Below are 15849 nucleotides of genomic sequence, written 5' to 3' on the forward strand. Positions count from 1 at the left end.
ATAAAAACCGAGTGTATTTTTTTATCTTTACACTCGGTTTTCACTAACAAACTTATTGTGATAACTCTACTTCTTTTATTTTCTCTTTCATTCTTGTTTTATCACGATCTAAAATCTCTTTTAAATACTTACCTGTATACGAGCGTTCTTCTTTCACCACTTGCTCTGGCGTTCCGGAAGCAACGATTTGTCCACCTTTGTCTCCACCTTCTGGCCCAAGATCAACGATATAATCAGCTGTTTTAATAACATCTAAATTATGCTCGATTACAAGTACCGTCTCGCCACTTTCAACAAGACGCTGCAACACTTCCAGAAGACGTGCAATATCATGTGCATGTAAACCAGTCGTTGGCTCATCTAAAATGTATAACGTACGCCCTGTAGAACGACGGTGTAATTCAGAAGCTAATTTCACACGCTGCGCCTCACCACCTGATAATGTCGTAGCTGGTTGTCCTAATTTCATATAACCAAGCCCTACATCTACAAGTGTTTGAAGTTTACGCTTAATTTTCGGGATATTAGCAAAGAATTCTACCCCATCTTCAATCGTCATCTCTAACACTTCAGAAATGTTCTTATCTTTATATTTCACTTCTAACGTTTCACGGTTGTAACGTTTACCGTGACAAACTTCACACGGAACATACACATCTGGTAAGAAGTGCATTTCGATTTTAATAATTCCATCCCCACGGCACGCTTCACAACGGCCACCTTTTACGTTAAAGCTGAAACGTCCTTTTTGATATCCACGCACTTTCGCTTCATTCGTTTGCGCAAACACATCACGAATATCATCGAATACGCCTGTATATGTTGCTGGGTTGGAACGTGGTGTACGCCCGATTGGTGATTGATCAATATCAATGACTTTATCTAACTGCTCAAGACCTTTAATTTCTTTATGAGCCCCTGGCTTCGCTTTCGCTTTATATAGCTTCTGAGCTAACGATTTGTATAGTACTTCATTAATCATCGTACTTTTTCCAGAACCAGATACGCCTGTTACTGCGACAAATGTACCTAGAGGGAATGACATTTTCGCGTTCTTTAAGTTATTTTCTTTCGCACCGACAATCTCCACTTTACGTCCATCACCTTTACGTCGTTCAAGTGGTACTGGAATAAACTCTTTACCGCTTAAATATTTCCCTGTTAATGAGTTCTCATCTTGCATCACTTCAGCTGGTGTGCCCGCTGATACAACTTGACCACCATGAATACCTGCACCAGGTCCGATATCAAGTAAATAATCCGCAGCCATCATCGTATCTTCATCATGCTCAACGACGATTAACGTATTTCCTAAATCGCGCATTTCCTGCAACGTGCGAATAAGACGATCATTATCGCGCTGATGCAAACCGATAGAAGGCTCATCAAGAATGTAAAGTACGCCCGTAAGACGAGAACCGATTTGCGTCGCTAAACGGATACGCTGTGCTTCACCACCTGATAAAGTTCCTGCGGCACGACTTAACGTTAAATATTCTAAACCGACGTTCACTAAGAAACCAACGCGCTCCTGAATTTCTCTCAAAATTAAATGAGCAATTTTTTGTTGTTTCTCGGTTAATTCAACATTTGAAAAGAAATCCTGTACTTCTTGAACGGAATATTTTGTTACATCGGCAATCGTTTTATCACCAACGAAAACAGCTAAACTCTCTGGCTTTAAGCGTCCGCCTTTACACTTCGGACAAGCTTGCTCTGCCATATACTTTTCCATTTGTTCGCGAATATAATCAGAACTCGTCTCACGATAACGACGCTCGATATTTGGAATAACACCTTCAAATAAAATCTCATTTTCCTTTACTTGACCAAATTCATTCACATAGCGGAAATAAACCTTCTCTTCACCGCTTCCGTACAACACTTTATCAAATAAATCTTTCGGTATATCTTTCACCGGCATATCCATATCGATGCCGTAATGATTGCACACAGATTTTAATAATTGCGGGTAATATTGCGAACTTGTCGGTTCCCAAGGAGCAATCGCATGTTCATTTAATGTTAAATCCCAGTTCGGAATAACAAGTTCTAAATCTACCTCTAGCTTTGAACCAAGTCCATCACAAGAAGGACACGCGCCGAAAGGACTATTGAACGAGAACATACGCGGCTCTAATTCTCCGATTGAAAAACCACAATGTGGACAAGCATGGTGCTCACTAAAGAGAAGCTCTTCTTCTCCCATTACGTCGATTAAAACCCGGCCTCCGCCAAGCTTCAATGCACTTTCAAGTGAATCTGCAAGTCGGCTTGCAATTCCTTCTTTCACAACAATACGATCAATAACAACTTCAATTGAATGCTTCTTATTTTTATCTAACGTAATCTCTTCAGATACATCCAGCATCTCTCCATCCACGCGCACACGAACATAACCTTGCTTCTTAATATCTTCTAGTACTTTCACGTGTGCACCTTTACGCCCTGACACAATAGGCGCTAACACTTGCAACTTCGTACGTTCAGGATATTCAAGAACACGGTCTACCATCTGTTCCACTGTTTGTGATGTAATTTCAATTCCATGATTCGGACAAATCGGCGTACCAATTCGCGCGAATAATAAACGTAAATAATCATAAATCTCCGTTACTGTTCCGACAGTTGAACGAGGATTACGACTCGTCGTTTTTTGATCAATTGAAATCGCTGGAGATAAGCCTTCAATCATATCAACATCCGGCTTATCCATTTGTCCTAAAAACTGGCGTGCGTACGCAGATAAAGATTCCACATATCTGCGCTGTCCTTCTGCATAAATCGTATCGAATGCTAACGATGATTTCCCAGAACCAGACAATCCCGTCACAACAACAAGCTGATTTCTCGGAATGGTTACGTCAATATTTTTTAAATTATGCGCTCTAGCACCTTTTACAACAATAAAATCTTTACTCACTCTTGTCACCCTTCCGCTTTTAATTCTAATAGTAAGTCTCTTAATTCAGCTGCACGCTCGAAATCTAACGCTTTTGCTGCTTCTTTCATCTCTGCTTCCATCTTCGCAATTGTATTTTCACGTTCTTTTTTCGTCATCTTCTTAGCTGGTGCTGCTTCATATGTTTCCGTATCCTCAGCTGCTGTTGTCGCACGAATAACGTCACGTACTCCTTTTTGAATCGTCTTCGGCGTAATACCATGCTCTTTATTGTAAGCTTCTTGCAACTGGCGACGACGCTGCGTTTCTTCAATCGCAATTCCCATTGATCTTGTTATGCGATCTGCGTACATAATAACGTGGCCGTTTTCATTACGTGCTGCACGACCAATTGTTTGAATTAACGAACGCTCTGAACGTAGGAATCCTTCCTTATCAGCATCTAAAATAGCTACAAGTGATACTTCTGGAATATCTAATCCTTCTCGTAATAAGTTAATACCGACAAGTACATCAAACTTACCAAGGCGAAGGTCACGAATGATTTCAATACGTTCTAACGTTTTAATTTCAGAGTGAAGATAGTTCACTTTAATTCCTACATCTTTTAAGTAATCTGTTAAATCCTCTGACATTTTTTTCGTTAAAGTCGTAATTAATACGCGTTCATTTTTTGCAATGCGATCTTGAATCTCTCCTAATAAATCGTCAATTTGACCTTCAATTGGTCGTATATCAATTGGTGGATCCAAAAGCCCTGTTGGACGAATAATTTGTTCTATTACTTCCGGTGACTGCTCTAATTCGTATGGTCCTGGCGTTGCCGAAACGTAAATAACTTGATTTGTTTTCTCTTCAAACTCATCAAACGTAAGCGGTCTATTATCCAACGCTGATGGCAGGCGGAATCCATGATCCACAAGCACTTGCTTACGCGCTTGGTCTCCGTTATACATCGCTCTTACTTGCGGCACCGATACATGCGATTCATCCATAACAATTAAGAAATCTTCTGGAAAATAGTCCAAAAGTGTATATGGTGTCGAACCTGCTGGACGAAGTGTTAAATGACGGGAATAGTTTTCAATCCCTGAACAAAAACCCATCTCACGCATCATTTCTAAATCATAGCGTGTACGTTGTTCTATGCGCTGCGCTTCTAACAATTTACCGTTATCATTTAATTCTTTTAAACGCTCTTCTAATTCTTTTTCAATATTTTCAATAGCGACCTTCATCTTTTCTTCACGTGTAACGAAGTGAGATGCTGGGAAGATTGCTACATGATCACGTTCTGCTAATACTTCACCCGTTAATGCATTTACTTCTCGAATACGATCTATTTCATCACCGAAAAATTCAATTCGAATACAATGCTCGTCAAGTGATGCCGGGAAGATTTCAACTACATCTCCGCGCACACGGAATGTACCACGCTTGAAATCAATATCATTACGTCCATACTGCACATCAACAAGTTCACGAAGCAATTGATTACGGTCCTTTTCCATACCAACTCGAAGTGAAACAACTAACTCGCGGTATTCTTCCGGAGAACCTAAACCGTATATGCACGACACACTCGCAACGATAATAACATCATCTCGTTCAAATAAAGCAGACGTTGCCGAGTGGCGTAATTTATCGATTTCATCATTAATCTGTGCATCTTTTTCAATAAACGTATCTGTTTGCGGCACATACGCTTCTGGCTGATAATAATCGTAATAACTAACAAAATACTCAACAGAATTGTTAGGGAAAAAATCTTTCAACTCACTATATAACTGTCCAGCTAACGTTTTATTATGAGCCATTACAAGTGTTGGCTTCTGCACTTCTTTAATGACATTTGAAATCGTAAATGTCTTACCCGTTCCTGTCGCTCCAAGCAACACTTGCTTTTTCTTTCCACTATTAATTCCCTCTACAAGCTTCTCTATCGCTTCCGGCTGATCGCCTTGTGGGGAATACTCTGAGATAATTTCAAATTGATGTTCCAAGTAAAATCCGACCTCCTCATAAAAATCTGTATTATTATTTTAACACGAATACCCATAAAAAACCTAAAAAAACGAACAGATATTCGGTAAAGTTTTCGACAAGTTATACATAGAAAAAGGAAGGAGTAAACACTACCTTCCTCTATCAATTTTATTTTATAGGTACATATAATAAGTCATATCCATTGCGTCCATTTTCACTCGTACAATCTATTAACCTATAAACAACCTCTACTTCACGCGACTCTTTTTCCTATTGTCATCCTCTCCTATACAAACTGTTTGTATACCCTAAAAAGAAACCTATACTAAAATTACAAAAGCTACTTTCCTCTATGAAAGTAGCTTCTCTTTCCCTTTCTCCTTCTTAGGAAAAATCACATATGAAAATGAAATAACTGTATCCACTAAAAGAATAATCGCCCACACTTGGCTTACACGACTTGCTGCTTTATTTAAAACGATTCCTGACTCTAACCAATTTCCCCATTGTTCAAATGGGATAAGCCCATACACGAAGAAAAAAAACATATGAACAGCAGCAAACAAAATAAGATGCAAAGCCCAATTTTTCATTTCCTGCTTCGCATAAGCCATACCTGTCAATTCGATTTGTTCTTCAATAAAAGGAATCGGTTCATTGCGCCATTTCGCAACTAGTTTTTGTGCAAATATATCTAATTTCTTTAAATCTTTTTTTCCATAAAAAACTGCATATAATAAGATGATTACCGTAATGATCTGGAAATTAGAGAACTTCCCTGTTTGATAATAATCCACTACCCCTAAAGTTAAAATAAATACTTCATTGACTAGCAGCACCATCCCCATAATAAAGCTCGCCTTTTTCAAGCGAAATCCATATCTCAGTAAAAAGAATCCGATAGCGGATAACCAAAATACAATCTCTGCCCCAATTAAAAAATACCATCGATATTCTGCGAGTATACTCATTTATTCTTCTCCCTTTCGTCATATATACGAAAAGCCTCATCCATATATACTAGAAGCTCTTCCTCAATTGGATACATACTCATTTTCTGCGCATCTTCTTTTGACTTTCTTACTTCCCACAATTTATCTAAAAATGCTTCATCACCATTTGCCATCTCTAAACATTTCTGCATTAATTTCTTTGTTGCCCCTTGTACCTCACCACACGATGCTTCCTTACCTTCTTTCATAAAGGTGCGTAATTGCTTTAATAAATCTACCCATTCTAAAACATTCGGATCTTTTTCACTCATGTTCGGCAAATTACGTAACAACTTTTGCTCATCTCTTGAAAACATTTCATTTTGGAATATTTCACGTACACGTGGAGACTGTCTAGAAAGGTGGATGAGTTCAAACATAACTTTCCAATCTAATTCACCTTCCACATTTACCGAATGCACCACCGCTTGTAAAATACGTTCCATTCGATTAAATTTTTTCTGTTCCTCTTGTACAAACTTGAGTTGCTTTTCAAGGGATACTTTTAAATTGAGCTCACCTGTTATTAACATATTCGTAATCTCTTTTAATGAAAAACCCATTTCTTTTAAAAATAATATTTGCTGCAAACGAATAACATCTCTCTCGCTATATAACCGATGTCCCCCATCCGTTTTCCCACTCGGCTTTAATAAATCGATTTGATCATAATAGCGTAACGTTCTTACCGTAACCCCTGTTTCCTTCGTAAGTTCTTGAATCGAAATCACTGCCATCACCTCTTCTCTTTCATTATAAAAGGTGACGTAACGTAACTTTCAAGTGATTTGTAAAAAAAATACAAAAAGCTGTTTATACTTTTTGTATAAACAGCTTTTATGGAAATAACACCTTTTGTATAGCGCACCCACACGATAATATAATCGCTCCAATAACAACACTCGTTGCCGTTTTATGATAATGTGCTGAATTTAATAAATAGTACGATAAGCCTACAGTACCAATCATAATACATACACTTGGCACTGGATTACGAGAGAAATTTTGTATTCCCCAAAACAAAGCAAATATAGCCGTAGCGACACATAATATCGGTAATCCCATTCCGCTTCCCCTTTATCTATCTATTTACTAGTCTTTGTTGCTAACACACTCGTTGATGCCATACTCATCACGAAAAATAACCCTACATATTTAAACGCTTTATCCGATTGAAATCTCTCAAACTCATCTTGCATTTTCTCTCTCCTTACTCCAGCGTAAATATTTCCTCCACTTTCATTCCAAAATATTTGGCGATTTTTAGGGATAACTCTAGACTCGGGTTATAGTGATGGTTCTCAATCGCCACGATTGTCTGCCGTGTCACTTGCATCGCCTTTGCCATTTCAACTTGTGTTATATGATTTTGTTTTCGTAATTCTTTAATTATATTTTTCACACCCATAGGATCCACCTTCGAAAGTAAAGATATCTTTACTTTAATTATAAATATTTTCCAGTTTCAAGTGAAGATATCTTTACAAAAAAAGGTAAAATTTTCGCCGTATGGAAATATACATTTAAGTACCTTATATCGGAGGAAACTATTATGTTTGAAAACACTACAATACAATGCTTGTTACAAGCATTCTGTATAGAAGAACCCTTTCACTATGAAGTAATACGCTTTTCTAAAGATAAAGATATACTCATCACCTGTACTACAACTAATTACAAACTATTAATCCGGTTTTATAGAGACCCTTTCACCACGCTAGAAGGACTTCAAATACAAGGAGAATTTTCCCATGCTCTTATCGAAAATGATATTCCAGTACCACGACGATTCAAAACGAATGATGGGCGATATTACTTACCTGCTCATTCATTTGAAATCCCATTTCCTATTACCGCGGAAGAATGGATGCCGGGAAGAGAGATAGCAGACGAGGAAATAAATAAATCGCAACTACGTACTTTAGGAAGTTTGCTAGGTAAAACGCACGCTATTTCCGAAAAACACCATATTCATTTCGATTACGGCACATATTGGGGAATGTTTGGAGGGAATGCCTCTGATGCACCTGGCGTATATGATGATATAGAATTAGAATCCAACCTTTTAAAAGACAGTTTAAAAGATGCTGAAATTGATCAAACATTAGTGGAAGAAGTATTTACACTTTTTTATAAAAAACGAAAGGAGTTACAAATGGTATGGAATGACTTACCAAAGGGGGCTGTACAAGGCGACTTCTCTCCTAACAATATTTTATTAGACGATAGCGATGCATTCGAATCACTAATCGATTTCAATATTGCCGGAGATGAGGTATTTATTAATCACCTTGCCGGAGAAGGAATCTTTTTAGCCTATGAACTGATGGGTGATGATAAAGATGATTGTTTTTACGAATTTTTATCTGCTTATATGAAGGAAAGACCTCTCTCTAGACTAGAAATGAAAACTTTACCTCTCATTATCCAAGTCGTACGTCCATTTCGCTTTAGGCGAACTCAAAAAATCATTAAACTTGTGAGAGAGAAACAATTTACTGAAGTAGAAAGGCAATTATCAATTATGCTTAATTTATTGCATTACGAAAAAGAAGGAGGCATCTAAAGAGATGCCTCCTTCTTCGCTACTACATAAATCCTAATACATATACAAGAACGTATCCAAGCACCGAAAGACAAACCGAGCCAATCAGCCCTGCCACAAATGCTCTACTTCCTAATTTACGGAACGTTTTAAACTCTACATTTAAACCGAGCCCTGCCATCGCCATTGCGATAAGCATGTACGCAATTACTACAATATATCCGGCAACAACTTCTGGGATAATTCCAAGTGAATGCACCGCACTCATCGCTAAAAATCCGAAGATGAACCAAGGAATTGGAAGATCGCGCCACGATCCTTTTTCTTTGCTTCCCTCGCTCTTACCAAACCATAATCCAATTAATATCGCTACTGGTACAAGCATTGCAACGCGTGTTAATTTTACGATAACAGCAATATCAACTGCCGTACTTCCTCCTGGAGCCGCAGCCGCGATAACATGAGCGATTTCATGTAGTGTCGCACCTGAGAATACGCCGTAACCATACGGAGAAAAGCCAAGCACTGGATATAATAGCGTATATATAAGTGTAAATATCGTACCTAAAATAGCAATAATCGCTGCCCCAACTGCTGTTTCCTCATCTTTCGCTTTCACTTGCGGTGCAATTGCCACGACCGCAGCCGCGCCACAAATTGCCGTCCCGCATGCTGTTAAAATTCCTAATTTCTTTTCTACTTTAAATACTTTCGTTAGTCCATAGACAACGAAAATTGTAAATGTAATAACAACCGCAGCGATGACCAATACTTTCGGCCCCGCCTTCGCAATATCTACAAGATTTAATCGCATTCCGAGTAAGATGATTCCGAAGCGAAGCAACTTCTTACTCGCAAAGTTCGTTCCCGCTATCGCTTCGTGAGGGATTCCAATCGTCGCTCGCCAAACCATCCCGATTAGAATAGCGATTACTAATTGTCCCATAATATTTAAAAATGGAAGCTCCGCTAAATATTTCGCAGCAATGGCGATTAATAACGTAATCCCAACCCCTTGCGAAAAACCAAGACGCTTCTTCTTTTGTATAACAAGTGTTTGTTCCACTTTGTACCACCCCAATAATCGTATTGGAACATGCATGTTCTTTCTATTTACATTATAAGAGAGTTTTAATGATAAGTTTAATATCAATATTAAATCTCAATCATTAAAAAAACTTATGATAAAATGAAAGCAAAAATAAAGGAGCACATCCGATGAACGTCGACATTTTAAAGATTTTTGTGACCGTTGTTGAACAAAAGCATTTCTCGCGCGCTGCAGAGCTATTAAATCTTTCACAACCTGGTGTTAGTATGCACATTCGCAACTTAGAAAATGAGTTTGGAACTACACTTATTCAGCGCTCCCCAAAGCACGTCCAAGTTACAGAGGCAGGAAATATTTTATACATACACGCAAAGCAAATGCTCTCACTTTATGAAGATGCGAAACAAGAAATTAATGAATTGCACAACGTCGTAACGGGAACGCTGCGGATCGGCGCTAGCTTTACAATTGGCGAATACTTACTTCCAAAAATATTAGCGCGCTATGCTAATGAAAACCCGCACGTCGAAGTTCATACATTCATCTCCAATACAGAAGAAGTTTTGCAAAGCATTCGCTCTAATCAAATTGATATCGGCTTAGTGGAAGGCCAAGTCGTATACGCCGACGTAGATGTTGAAACCTTTATGCAAGATGAGATGAAGCTTGTCGTCCCGCCAAACCATCCATTGCTCCATACCGAGGAAATAAATGAAAATACTCTCCAAGATCAAGTCTGGGTATTAAGGGAGAGCGGTTCTGGCACACGCGCCTATAGCGATCGCTTTATACACCAACATCACTTAAAAATGAAGCGCTTCTTTACATTCAGCAGTATACAAAGCGTGAAGGAAGCCGTCGCTGCTGGGCTTGGCATCGCTATACTTTCGGATTGGACCGTGCGGAAAGAATTATTAGCAAAAGAACTATTCCACGTCCCCGTGCCTAACGAAAAGCTAATCCGCCCGTTCTCCATCGTACGCGGCAAATATTTCATCCCTTCTAAAGCCATTCAAGTCTTTTTAAATCATGTAGATTCTTTTGCCAAAAAACAGAGTTGACCTTCACATTAGTGTGAAGGTTTACAATACATGTAAAAGGAGTGAAATACAGTGCGAATTGGGGAGTTATCAAAAGAAACCGGGGTTAGCGAACGTTCACTAAGACATTACGAAGAAAAGGGATTACTCCCTTCAAACCGCCTCGAAAATGGTTATCGTGATTTTGATAAAAGTGCCATCGAAAAGGTAGCACTTATTCAAATGTACTTACAGCTTGGCCTAAATTTAGAAGAAACAGCACGAATGCTGCGCTGCCTTGAAATCGAGCCGCATTTATACGAAAATCCATGCAGTAGTATTCTTGCACTTTACGAAGATAAACTAGATGAAGTCACGAAACAAATCGAATTGCTCTCTAGTATTCAAGCCAACTTGCAAAAACACGTTTCACTCCTAAAACAAGCAAAAGAAAAGGAATGATGACATGTTTGTTATACACGGTAGTTCAAGAGAAAACGGAAATACGGAAGCCTTAACACATATGATGATTGACGGAACCGAAGCGGAGCAAATTTATTTGCGCGACCATACCGTTCATCCTATTACAGATCAACGCCATGATGCGGAAGGATTCCAACCTGTAAATGACGATTACCAACAGTTAATTGAGCGCATGCTAGAACACGATACAATCATCTTTGCAACGCCGCTATACTGGTATGGAATGAGCGGTCATATGAAGAACTTCGTTGATCGCTGGTCACAAAGCTTGCGCGATAAATCCCTTCATTTCAAAGAAAAAATGAAAGGTAAAAAAATGTACGTTGTCATCGTTGGTGGAGATAATCCGAAACTGAAGGCATTGCCACTTATCGCCCAGTTCCAATATATCTTTGATTTTGTTGGCTCTTCATTTGAAGGGTATGTTATTGGTGATGCGAACGGATTAAACGAAATCCAAAATGATGCTGAAGCACTCGCAAAAGCACAATTGTATAATAATAAATTCAAAAATAGCAACCAGAAATAAGTTTGACAAATCCATTTGTATGCGCATACAATAAAAATAATCTTATGAAAGGAAGGTACTTTGACCAATGAAGTTCTAATTCTCTTATTTATTTCATCCATCACAAATAGTGAACAAAAATGATGAAAACTAGCAGGGGATTAGTCTGTCCATTTGTCGATACTTTCTTTCGAAACGATCATGTGAAAATATGTGCATCGCTTATTTATGTACGATTTTTACATTCAAGGGCGACGTTTATCCTCTCTAGTGAAACTAGGGAGGGTTTTTTATGACTATTTTATTCGCACGTAATATCGAAAAGAGCTTTGGTGATCGCACCATATTTACATTACCATCATTAGAAATTCAAGCAAACGATCGTATAGGAATTGTCGGGGTCAACGGAGCTGGAAAATCTACGTTATTACAAATATTAAGTAAAGAAATAGAAGCTGACAAAGGTACAGTAACTCATCATAGTTCTATCGCCATCATTCCTCAGCTTAGCGCGGAAATACCGGAAAGCGCTTCTTCTCTCGCAAAAGGAAAATGGAGTATTTCAAACGTTGCAGATTCAATGAGCGGTGGTGAACGAATGCGCCTAAAGATTGCCCATGCTCTCGAACAAGATGCAGGCATTCTATTTGCTGATGAACCAACAAGCCACTTAGATATGTTCGGTACAGAGCAATTAGAAAAGGCACTTTGCTCTTATAAAGGTGCACTTGTTTTAATATCGCATGATCGTGATTTCCTAGATACCATATGTACCAAAATCATCGAAGTTGAAGACGGTACTATTCAAGAATATAAAGGGAATTATTCAAACTATCGAAAACAAAAAGAACGTGAGCGAATACAAAAACAAGCAGAATACGAGCAATATGTACAAGAAAAAAATCGTTTAGAACAATCAATTTTACAAAGAAAGCAACGAGCTTCTAGCATGACAAAAGTCCCAACACGGTTCAGTTCATCTGAATCTAAACTTTATAAATTAAGTGGGGCTCATGGCCAAGAAAATGTTAGCAAAGCAGCGAAGGCATTAGAAACACGTCTCGAAAAATTAGAACAGAAGGAAAAGCCGAAAGATTTTTCTCAAGCCCGGTTTGACGTACAATACCATACACCAATTCATAGTAAAGCGGTTGTACAGCTTAATAAAGCAACCAAGAAAATAGAGGACCGCACACTATTCCAAAATATGAGCGGAACTATCGCTCCCGGCGCAAAGCTTGCTATTTTAGGGGCAAACGGAAATGGAAAAACGACATTGTTCAAAATGCTTCTCGCAAATGAGCGTGGCATCCAGCTTTCGAAAAGTTGTAAAATTGGATACTTCGAACAAACATTATCTATTTTAAAAACGAATAAAACAATTTTGGAAAATGTTCTAGAAGAAACAAACTATACGGAATCGTTCGTTCGGACAATACTTGCTCGCCTTCTTTTCCGCCGTGAAGATGTTCATAAACCTGTGCACGTCTTAAGTGGTGGTGAACGGATGAAGGTTGCACTCGCAAAAGTATTTTTAGGAAACTATAATATGCTTCTGCTCGATGAACCGACAAACTATTTAGATTTAACAACGCAAGAAGAATTACAAAGCATGTTACAAGAGTATCCTGGCACTATACTTTTCATTAGCCATGACCGTGCCTTTATTCGTTCTGTTGCAGACCATATTCTACAAGTAGATGAAAACGAACCAAGAATCTTCCATGGCAATTACGAGCAATACACAAAAAGAACAACTCAAGCTTCTGTAAACGTTACTGAACAAGAATTATTACGATTACAAACAAAATTAACAGAAATCATCAGCCGGATTTCTATACCCAATCATCACGATGACATCACAATTCTCGAACAAGAATACGAACAATTATTAGTTCAAATTCGAAAGTGTCAAGAAGCTCTCTAATGTCTTCCCTATATTTCGACGGAACCTTTCGCATTTCCCAAGAAATATCGACGTTTCGACATAGAATATCGACCTACCTATAATGTTAGACACGATAACCGCATCACTAATAACAAAAAGCCGTGCACCAGCACGGCTTTTCATTTTATCCCGCTATTTGTGGGCAGTAAGACTCCCACCTCAAAATTCGGCTGGAGCAAAGAAGTTAGGTGGGAGATCAACTGCCCGTAAAAGCCCGATTGGTGCGGGCTGATAATCAGTGGGAGATGAACAAAACCCCCACTGATTAAAGTTTCACTTTATATACGGACAGCAGTTCCACTCACCGCAACCATTAGCATCCCTTCGCGGACTACTTCGTAGTCCACGTCGATACCAACTATTGCGTTCGCATTTTTTTGTCTTGCGAGAGTTTTCATCTCTTCCATTGCAATGTCGCGTGCTTCTTTTAATTTACTTTCGTAGGCGCCTGCGCGACCACCGACAACGTCACGGACAGAAGCGAAAAGGTCACGAACGATATTCGCACCCATGATCGCTTCTCCATTAACGATATCAATATACTCAATAATTTCTTTCCCTTGAATTGTAGAAGTTGTTGTTACAATCATGCTTTATAGCCTCCCATATAAGGTTTCCACTTACTTATGGTGCACTAATTCAGCAGAAATTATATTTACGAACTAAACTGAGCTTCATATAATCGGCTATACCCCCCGCCCTGCTCGATTAATTCATTATGTGAACCTTGTTCTGCAATACCATCTTTATTTACAACGACGATGCGATCCGCATTTTTAATAGTTGCAAGTCGATGTGCAATAACTAACGTTGTACGACCAACGGATAGTTCAGCAAGTGATTTTTGAATAGCAAGTTCCGTCTCTGTATCTAGCGCAGAAGTTGCTTCATCTAATATTAAAATTGGCGGGTTTTTCAAGAACATACGAGCAATTGCTAAGCGCTGCTTTTGCCCCCCTGAAAGTTTCACGCCACGCTCACCAATAACTGTATCTAAACCTTCTGGCTGCGAGTAAATCAAATCTTCTAACTGAGCACGCTTTACAGCTTGCCAAATTTCAGCTTCTGAAGCTTTTAAGTTTCCGTAAGCGATATTTTCACGAATTGTTCCAGAGAATAAGAAAACATCTTGCTGCACAATTCCGATTTGCTTACGAAGTGACGATAACGTCATCTCTTTCGTATCAATTCCATCAATTTGAATCGATCCAGATGATTGTTCGTAAAAACGCGGTAATAAACTACATAACGTTGTTTTTCCTGCCCCTGATGGCCCAACGAAAGCAACTGTTTCACCTGCATGTATTTTCAAGCTAATATCTTTTAAAATCGGTTCTTTATTTTCATATCCGAACGTAATGTTGTTATATTGAATATCGCCATGTACATGCTTTACTTCGATTGCATCTTTAGAATCTACAATGTCAGGCTCTGTTTCAAGAAGTTCTACATATCGTTTAAAACCAGCGATTCCTTTCGGATAACTTTCAATAACCGCATTAATTTTTTCAATTGGTCGGAAGAAAATATTCGTTAACAAAACGAATCCAATAAATCCACCGTACGTTAATTCACCTTGCAATACAAACCATGTACCACATATTAATACAAAGAGCGTTACGAGACGCATTAGCATATAACTAATAGATGAGTTTAACGCCATAATTTTATACGCCATTAATTTTGTTGTACGAAAACGAGCATTATTTACAGCAAATTGCTCTTTCTCAAATTTTTCATTTCCGAATGCTTGTACAACGCGGATACCACCAACATTGTTCTCAATGCACGCATTGAAATCAGCAACGTCTGAGAATAAACGTCTAAACGTACCTGTCATTTTTTTATTGAAGTAAAGTGCCAACCATAATAAGAACGGAATAACGAAGAATGTTAATAGTGCTAACTTCCAGTTAATCATCATCATAAATGAAAATGCTCCGACTAAAGTCATAATGGCAATAAATAAATCTTCTGGTCCGTGGTGAGCAATTTCCCCAATTTCCATTAAATCGTTTGTAAGGCGTGAAATTAAATGGCCTGTTTTATTATTATCAAAAAATCTGAATGATAGCTTTTGAATGTGATCAAATAATTTCTGCCTCATATCTGTTTCAATGTTAACACCAAGCATATGTCCCCAGTATGTAACGACATATTGCAAACCTGCATTTAAAATATAAACTGCGAGTAAACCGAAACAAGCCCATAAAATAAGCGTCCAGTTTTGTCCTGGTAATAGCTTATCAATAAATTGGTTTACGATAAGCGGAAACCCAAGTTCGAGTAAACCTGCGATAACTGCACAGGAAAAATCAAGTACGAATAAACCTTTGTACGGTTTATAATAAGAAAAAAATTTACGTAGCATATCTTTCCTCCCTTTTCCAAATTAAAAGACTCCCTAAATGATAA

General features: G+C 38.4%; 14 protein-coding genes and 1 pseudogene. 5 read left to right on the forward strand and 10 right to left on the reverse strand.

The genetic code is table 11. From position 1 onward, the window contains the following. Positions 1-52 precede the first annotated feature (52 nt). The 7 genes and pseudogenes from uvrA to ACTFQM_RS20500 all read right to left on the reverse strand — a co-directional run bounded on the left by uvrA (position 53) and on the right by ACTFQM_RS20500 (position 7288). Entirely contained in the window at positions 53-2923 is a 2871-nt protein-coding gene (uvrA, locus tag ACTFQM_RS20470; RefSeq protein ID WP_440036034.1) for an excinuclease ABC subunit UvrA, read from the reverse strand. A gap of 5 nt (positions 2924-2928) precedes the next feature. Further along, positions 2929-4905: an excinuclease ABC subunit B gene (gene uvrB, locus ACTFQM_RS20475; RefSeq protein WP_440036035.1), complete on the reverse strand. Its 1977-nt coding sequence runs from the start codon at positions 4903-4905 to the stop codon at positions 2929-2931. Between the two features lie 151 nt (positions 4906-5056). Further along, positions 5057-5155: pseudogene (locus ACTFQM_RS20480) on the reverse strand (DUF4362 domain-containing protein); the annotation flags it as partial. An 83-nt stretch (positions 5156-5238) separates the two neighbouring features. Beyond that, complete coding sequence (locus ACTFQM_RS20485; RefSeq protein WP_440036036.1) at positions 5239-5859, reverse strand: hypothetical protein; 621 nt, start codon at positions 5857-5859, stop codon at positions 5239-5241. Then, on the reverse strand, positions 5856-6617 hold the full coding sequence (locus ACTFQM_RS20490; protein ID WP_440036037.1) for a MerR family transcriptional regulator: 762 nt from the start codon (positions 6615-6617) through the stop codon (positions 5856-5858). Before ACTFQM_RS20490 ends, ACTFQM_RS20485 begins: the two co-directional genes overlap by 4 nt. A 100-nt stretch (positions 6618-6717) precedes the next feature. Beyond that, entirely contained in the window at positions 6718-6945 is a 228-nt protein-coding gene (locus ACTFQM_RS20495) for a hypothetical protein (protein WP_440036038.1), read from the reverse strand. Positions 6946-7090: 145 nt separating this feature from the next. Beyond that, a complete protein-coding gene (locus ACTFQM_RS20500) occupies positions 7091-7288 on the reverse strand; it encodes a helix-turn-helix transcriptional regulator (protein ID WP_440036039.1) in 198 nt (65 codons plus the stop codon). A 144-nt stretch (positions 7289-7432) separates the two neighbouring features. Here ACTFQM_RS20500 and ACTFQM_RS20505 point away from each other — a divergent pair, with 144 nt between their 5' ends. Then, complete coding sequence (locus tag ACTFQM_RS20505) at positions 7433-8446, forward strand: phosphotransferase enzyme family protein (protein ID WP_440036040.1); 1014 nt, start codon at positions 7433-7435, stop codon at positions 8444-8446. A 22-nt stretch (positions 8447-8468) separates the two neighbouring features. Here the strand turns inward: ACTFQM_RS20505 and ACTFQM_RS20510 are convergent, their stop codons facing one another. Further along, positions 8469-9491 (reverse strand): YeiH family protein, encoded by a 1023-nt coding sequence (locus ACTFQM_RS20510; protein ID WP_440036041.1) that lies wholly within the window; start codon positions 9489-9491, stop codon positions 8469-8471. A 152-nt stretch (positions 9492-9643) separates the two neighbouring features. On the opposite strand from ACTFQM_RS20510, the gene ACTFQM_RS20515 reads away from it, so the two are divergent. From ACTFQM_RS20515 to abc-f, 4 genes are all read left to right on the forward strand, one after another. Next, complete coding sequence (locus tag ACTFQM_RS20515; protein WP_071717446.1) at positions 9644-10537, forward strand: LysR family transcriptional regulator; 894 nt, start codon at positions 9644-9646, stop codon at positions 10535-10537. A 51-nt stretch (positions 10538-10588) separates the two neighbouring features. Then, positions 10589-10957 (forward strand): MerR family transcriptional regulator, encoded by a 369-nt coding sequence (locus tag ACTFQM_RS20520; RefSeq protein ID WP_440036042.1) that lies wholly within the window; start codon positions 10589-10591, stop codon positions 10955-10957. 4 nt (positions 10958-10961) lie between these two features. Then, positions 10962-11507 (forward strand): flavodoxin family protein, encoded by a 546-nt coding sequence (locus ACTFQM_RS20525; RefSeq protein WP_440036044.1) that lies wholly within the window; start codon positions 10962-10964, stop codon positions 11505-11507. A 271-nt stretch (positions 11508-11778) separates the two neighbouring features. Continuing rightward, the gene (gene abc-f / locus ACTFQM_RS20530; protein ID WP_440036046.1) at positions 11779-13413 is read left to right on the forward strand and encodes a ribosomal protection-like ABC-F family protein; all 1635 of its coding nucleotides are present in this window, start codon (positions 11779-11781) and stop codon (positions 13411-13413) included. Between the two features lie 299 nt (positions 13414-13712). On the opposite strand, the gene ACTFQM_RS20535 is transcribed toward abc-f, so the two are convergent. Together ACTFQM_RS20535 and ACTFQM_RS20540 are read right to left on the reverse strand one after the other, a co-directional pair. Continuing rightward, on the reverse strand, positions 13713-14024 hold the full coding sequence (locus tag ACTFQM_RS20535; RefSeq protein WP_002068307.1) for a heavy metal-binding domain-containing protein: 312 nt from the start codon (positions 14022-14024) through the stop codon (positions 13713-13715). 65 nt (positions 14025-14089) lie between these two features. Continuing rightward, on the reverse strand, positions 14090-15805 hold the full coding sequence (locus ACTFQM_RS20540) for an ABC transporter ATP-binding protein (RefSeq protein ID WP_327907988.1): 1716 nt from the start codon (positions 15803-15805) through the stop codon (positions 14090-14092). Positions 15806-15849: the final 44 nt, after the last annotated feature.

Source organism: Bacillus cereus group sp. MYBK30-2 (assembly GCF_051915945.1).
Taxonomy (GTDB): domain Bacteria; phylum Bacillota; class Bacilli; order Bacillales; family Bacillaceae_G; genus Bacillus_A; species Bacillus_A paramycoides.

Bases quoted from the DNA above. Each gene is read 5' to 3' on its own strand.
- ACTFQM_RS20485 (WP_440036036.1), bottom strand. From the start codon at position 5,859: ATGAGTATACTCGCAGAATATCGATGGTATTTTTTAATTGGGGCAGAG.
- ACTFQM_RS20490 (WP_440036037.1), bottom strand. From the start codon at position 6,617: ATGGCAGTGATTTCGATTCAAGAACTTACGAAGGAAACAGGGGTTACG.
- ACTFQM_RS20495 (WP_440036038.1), bottom strand. From the start codon at position 6,945: ATGGGATTACCGATATTATGTGTCGCTACGGCTATATTTGCTTTGTTT.
- ACTFQM_RS20500 (WP_440036039.1), bottom strand. From the start codon at position 7,288: ATGGGTGTGAAAAATATAATTAAAGAATTACGAAAACAAAATCATATA.
- ACTFQM_RS20505 (WP_440036040.1), top strand. From the start codon at position 7,433: ATGTTTGAAAACACTACAATACAATGCTTGTTACAAGCATTCTGTATA.
- ACTFQM_RS20515 (WP_071717446.1), top strand. From the start codon at position 9,644: ATGAACGTCGACATTTTAAAGATTTTTGTGACCGTTGTTGAACAAAAG.
- ACTFQM_RS20525 (WP_440036044.1), top strand. From the start codon at position 10,962: ATGTTTGTTATACACGGTAGTTCAAGAGAAAACGGAAATACGGAAGCC.
- abc-f (WP_440036046.1), top strand. From the start codon at position 11,779: ATGACTATTTTATTCGCACGTAATATCGAAAAGAGCTTTGGTGATCGC.
- ACTFQM_RS20535 (WP_002068307.1), bottom strand. From the start codon at position 14,024: ATGATTGTAACAACAACTTCTACAATTCAAGGGAAAGAAATTATTGAG.
- ACTFQM_RS20540 (WP_327907988.1), bottom strand. From the start codon at position 15,805: ATGCTACGTAAATTTTTTTCTTATTATAAACCGTACAAAGGTTTATTC.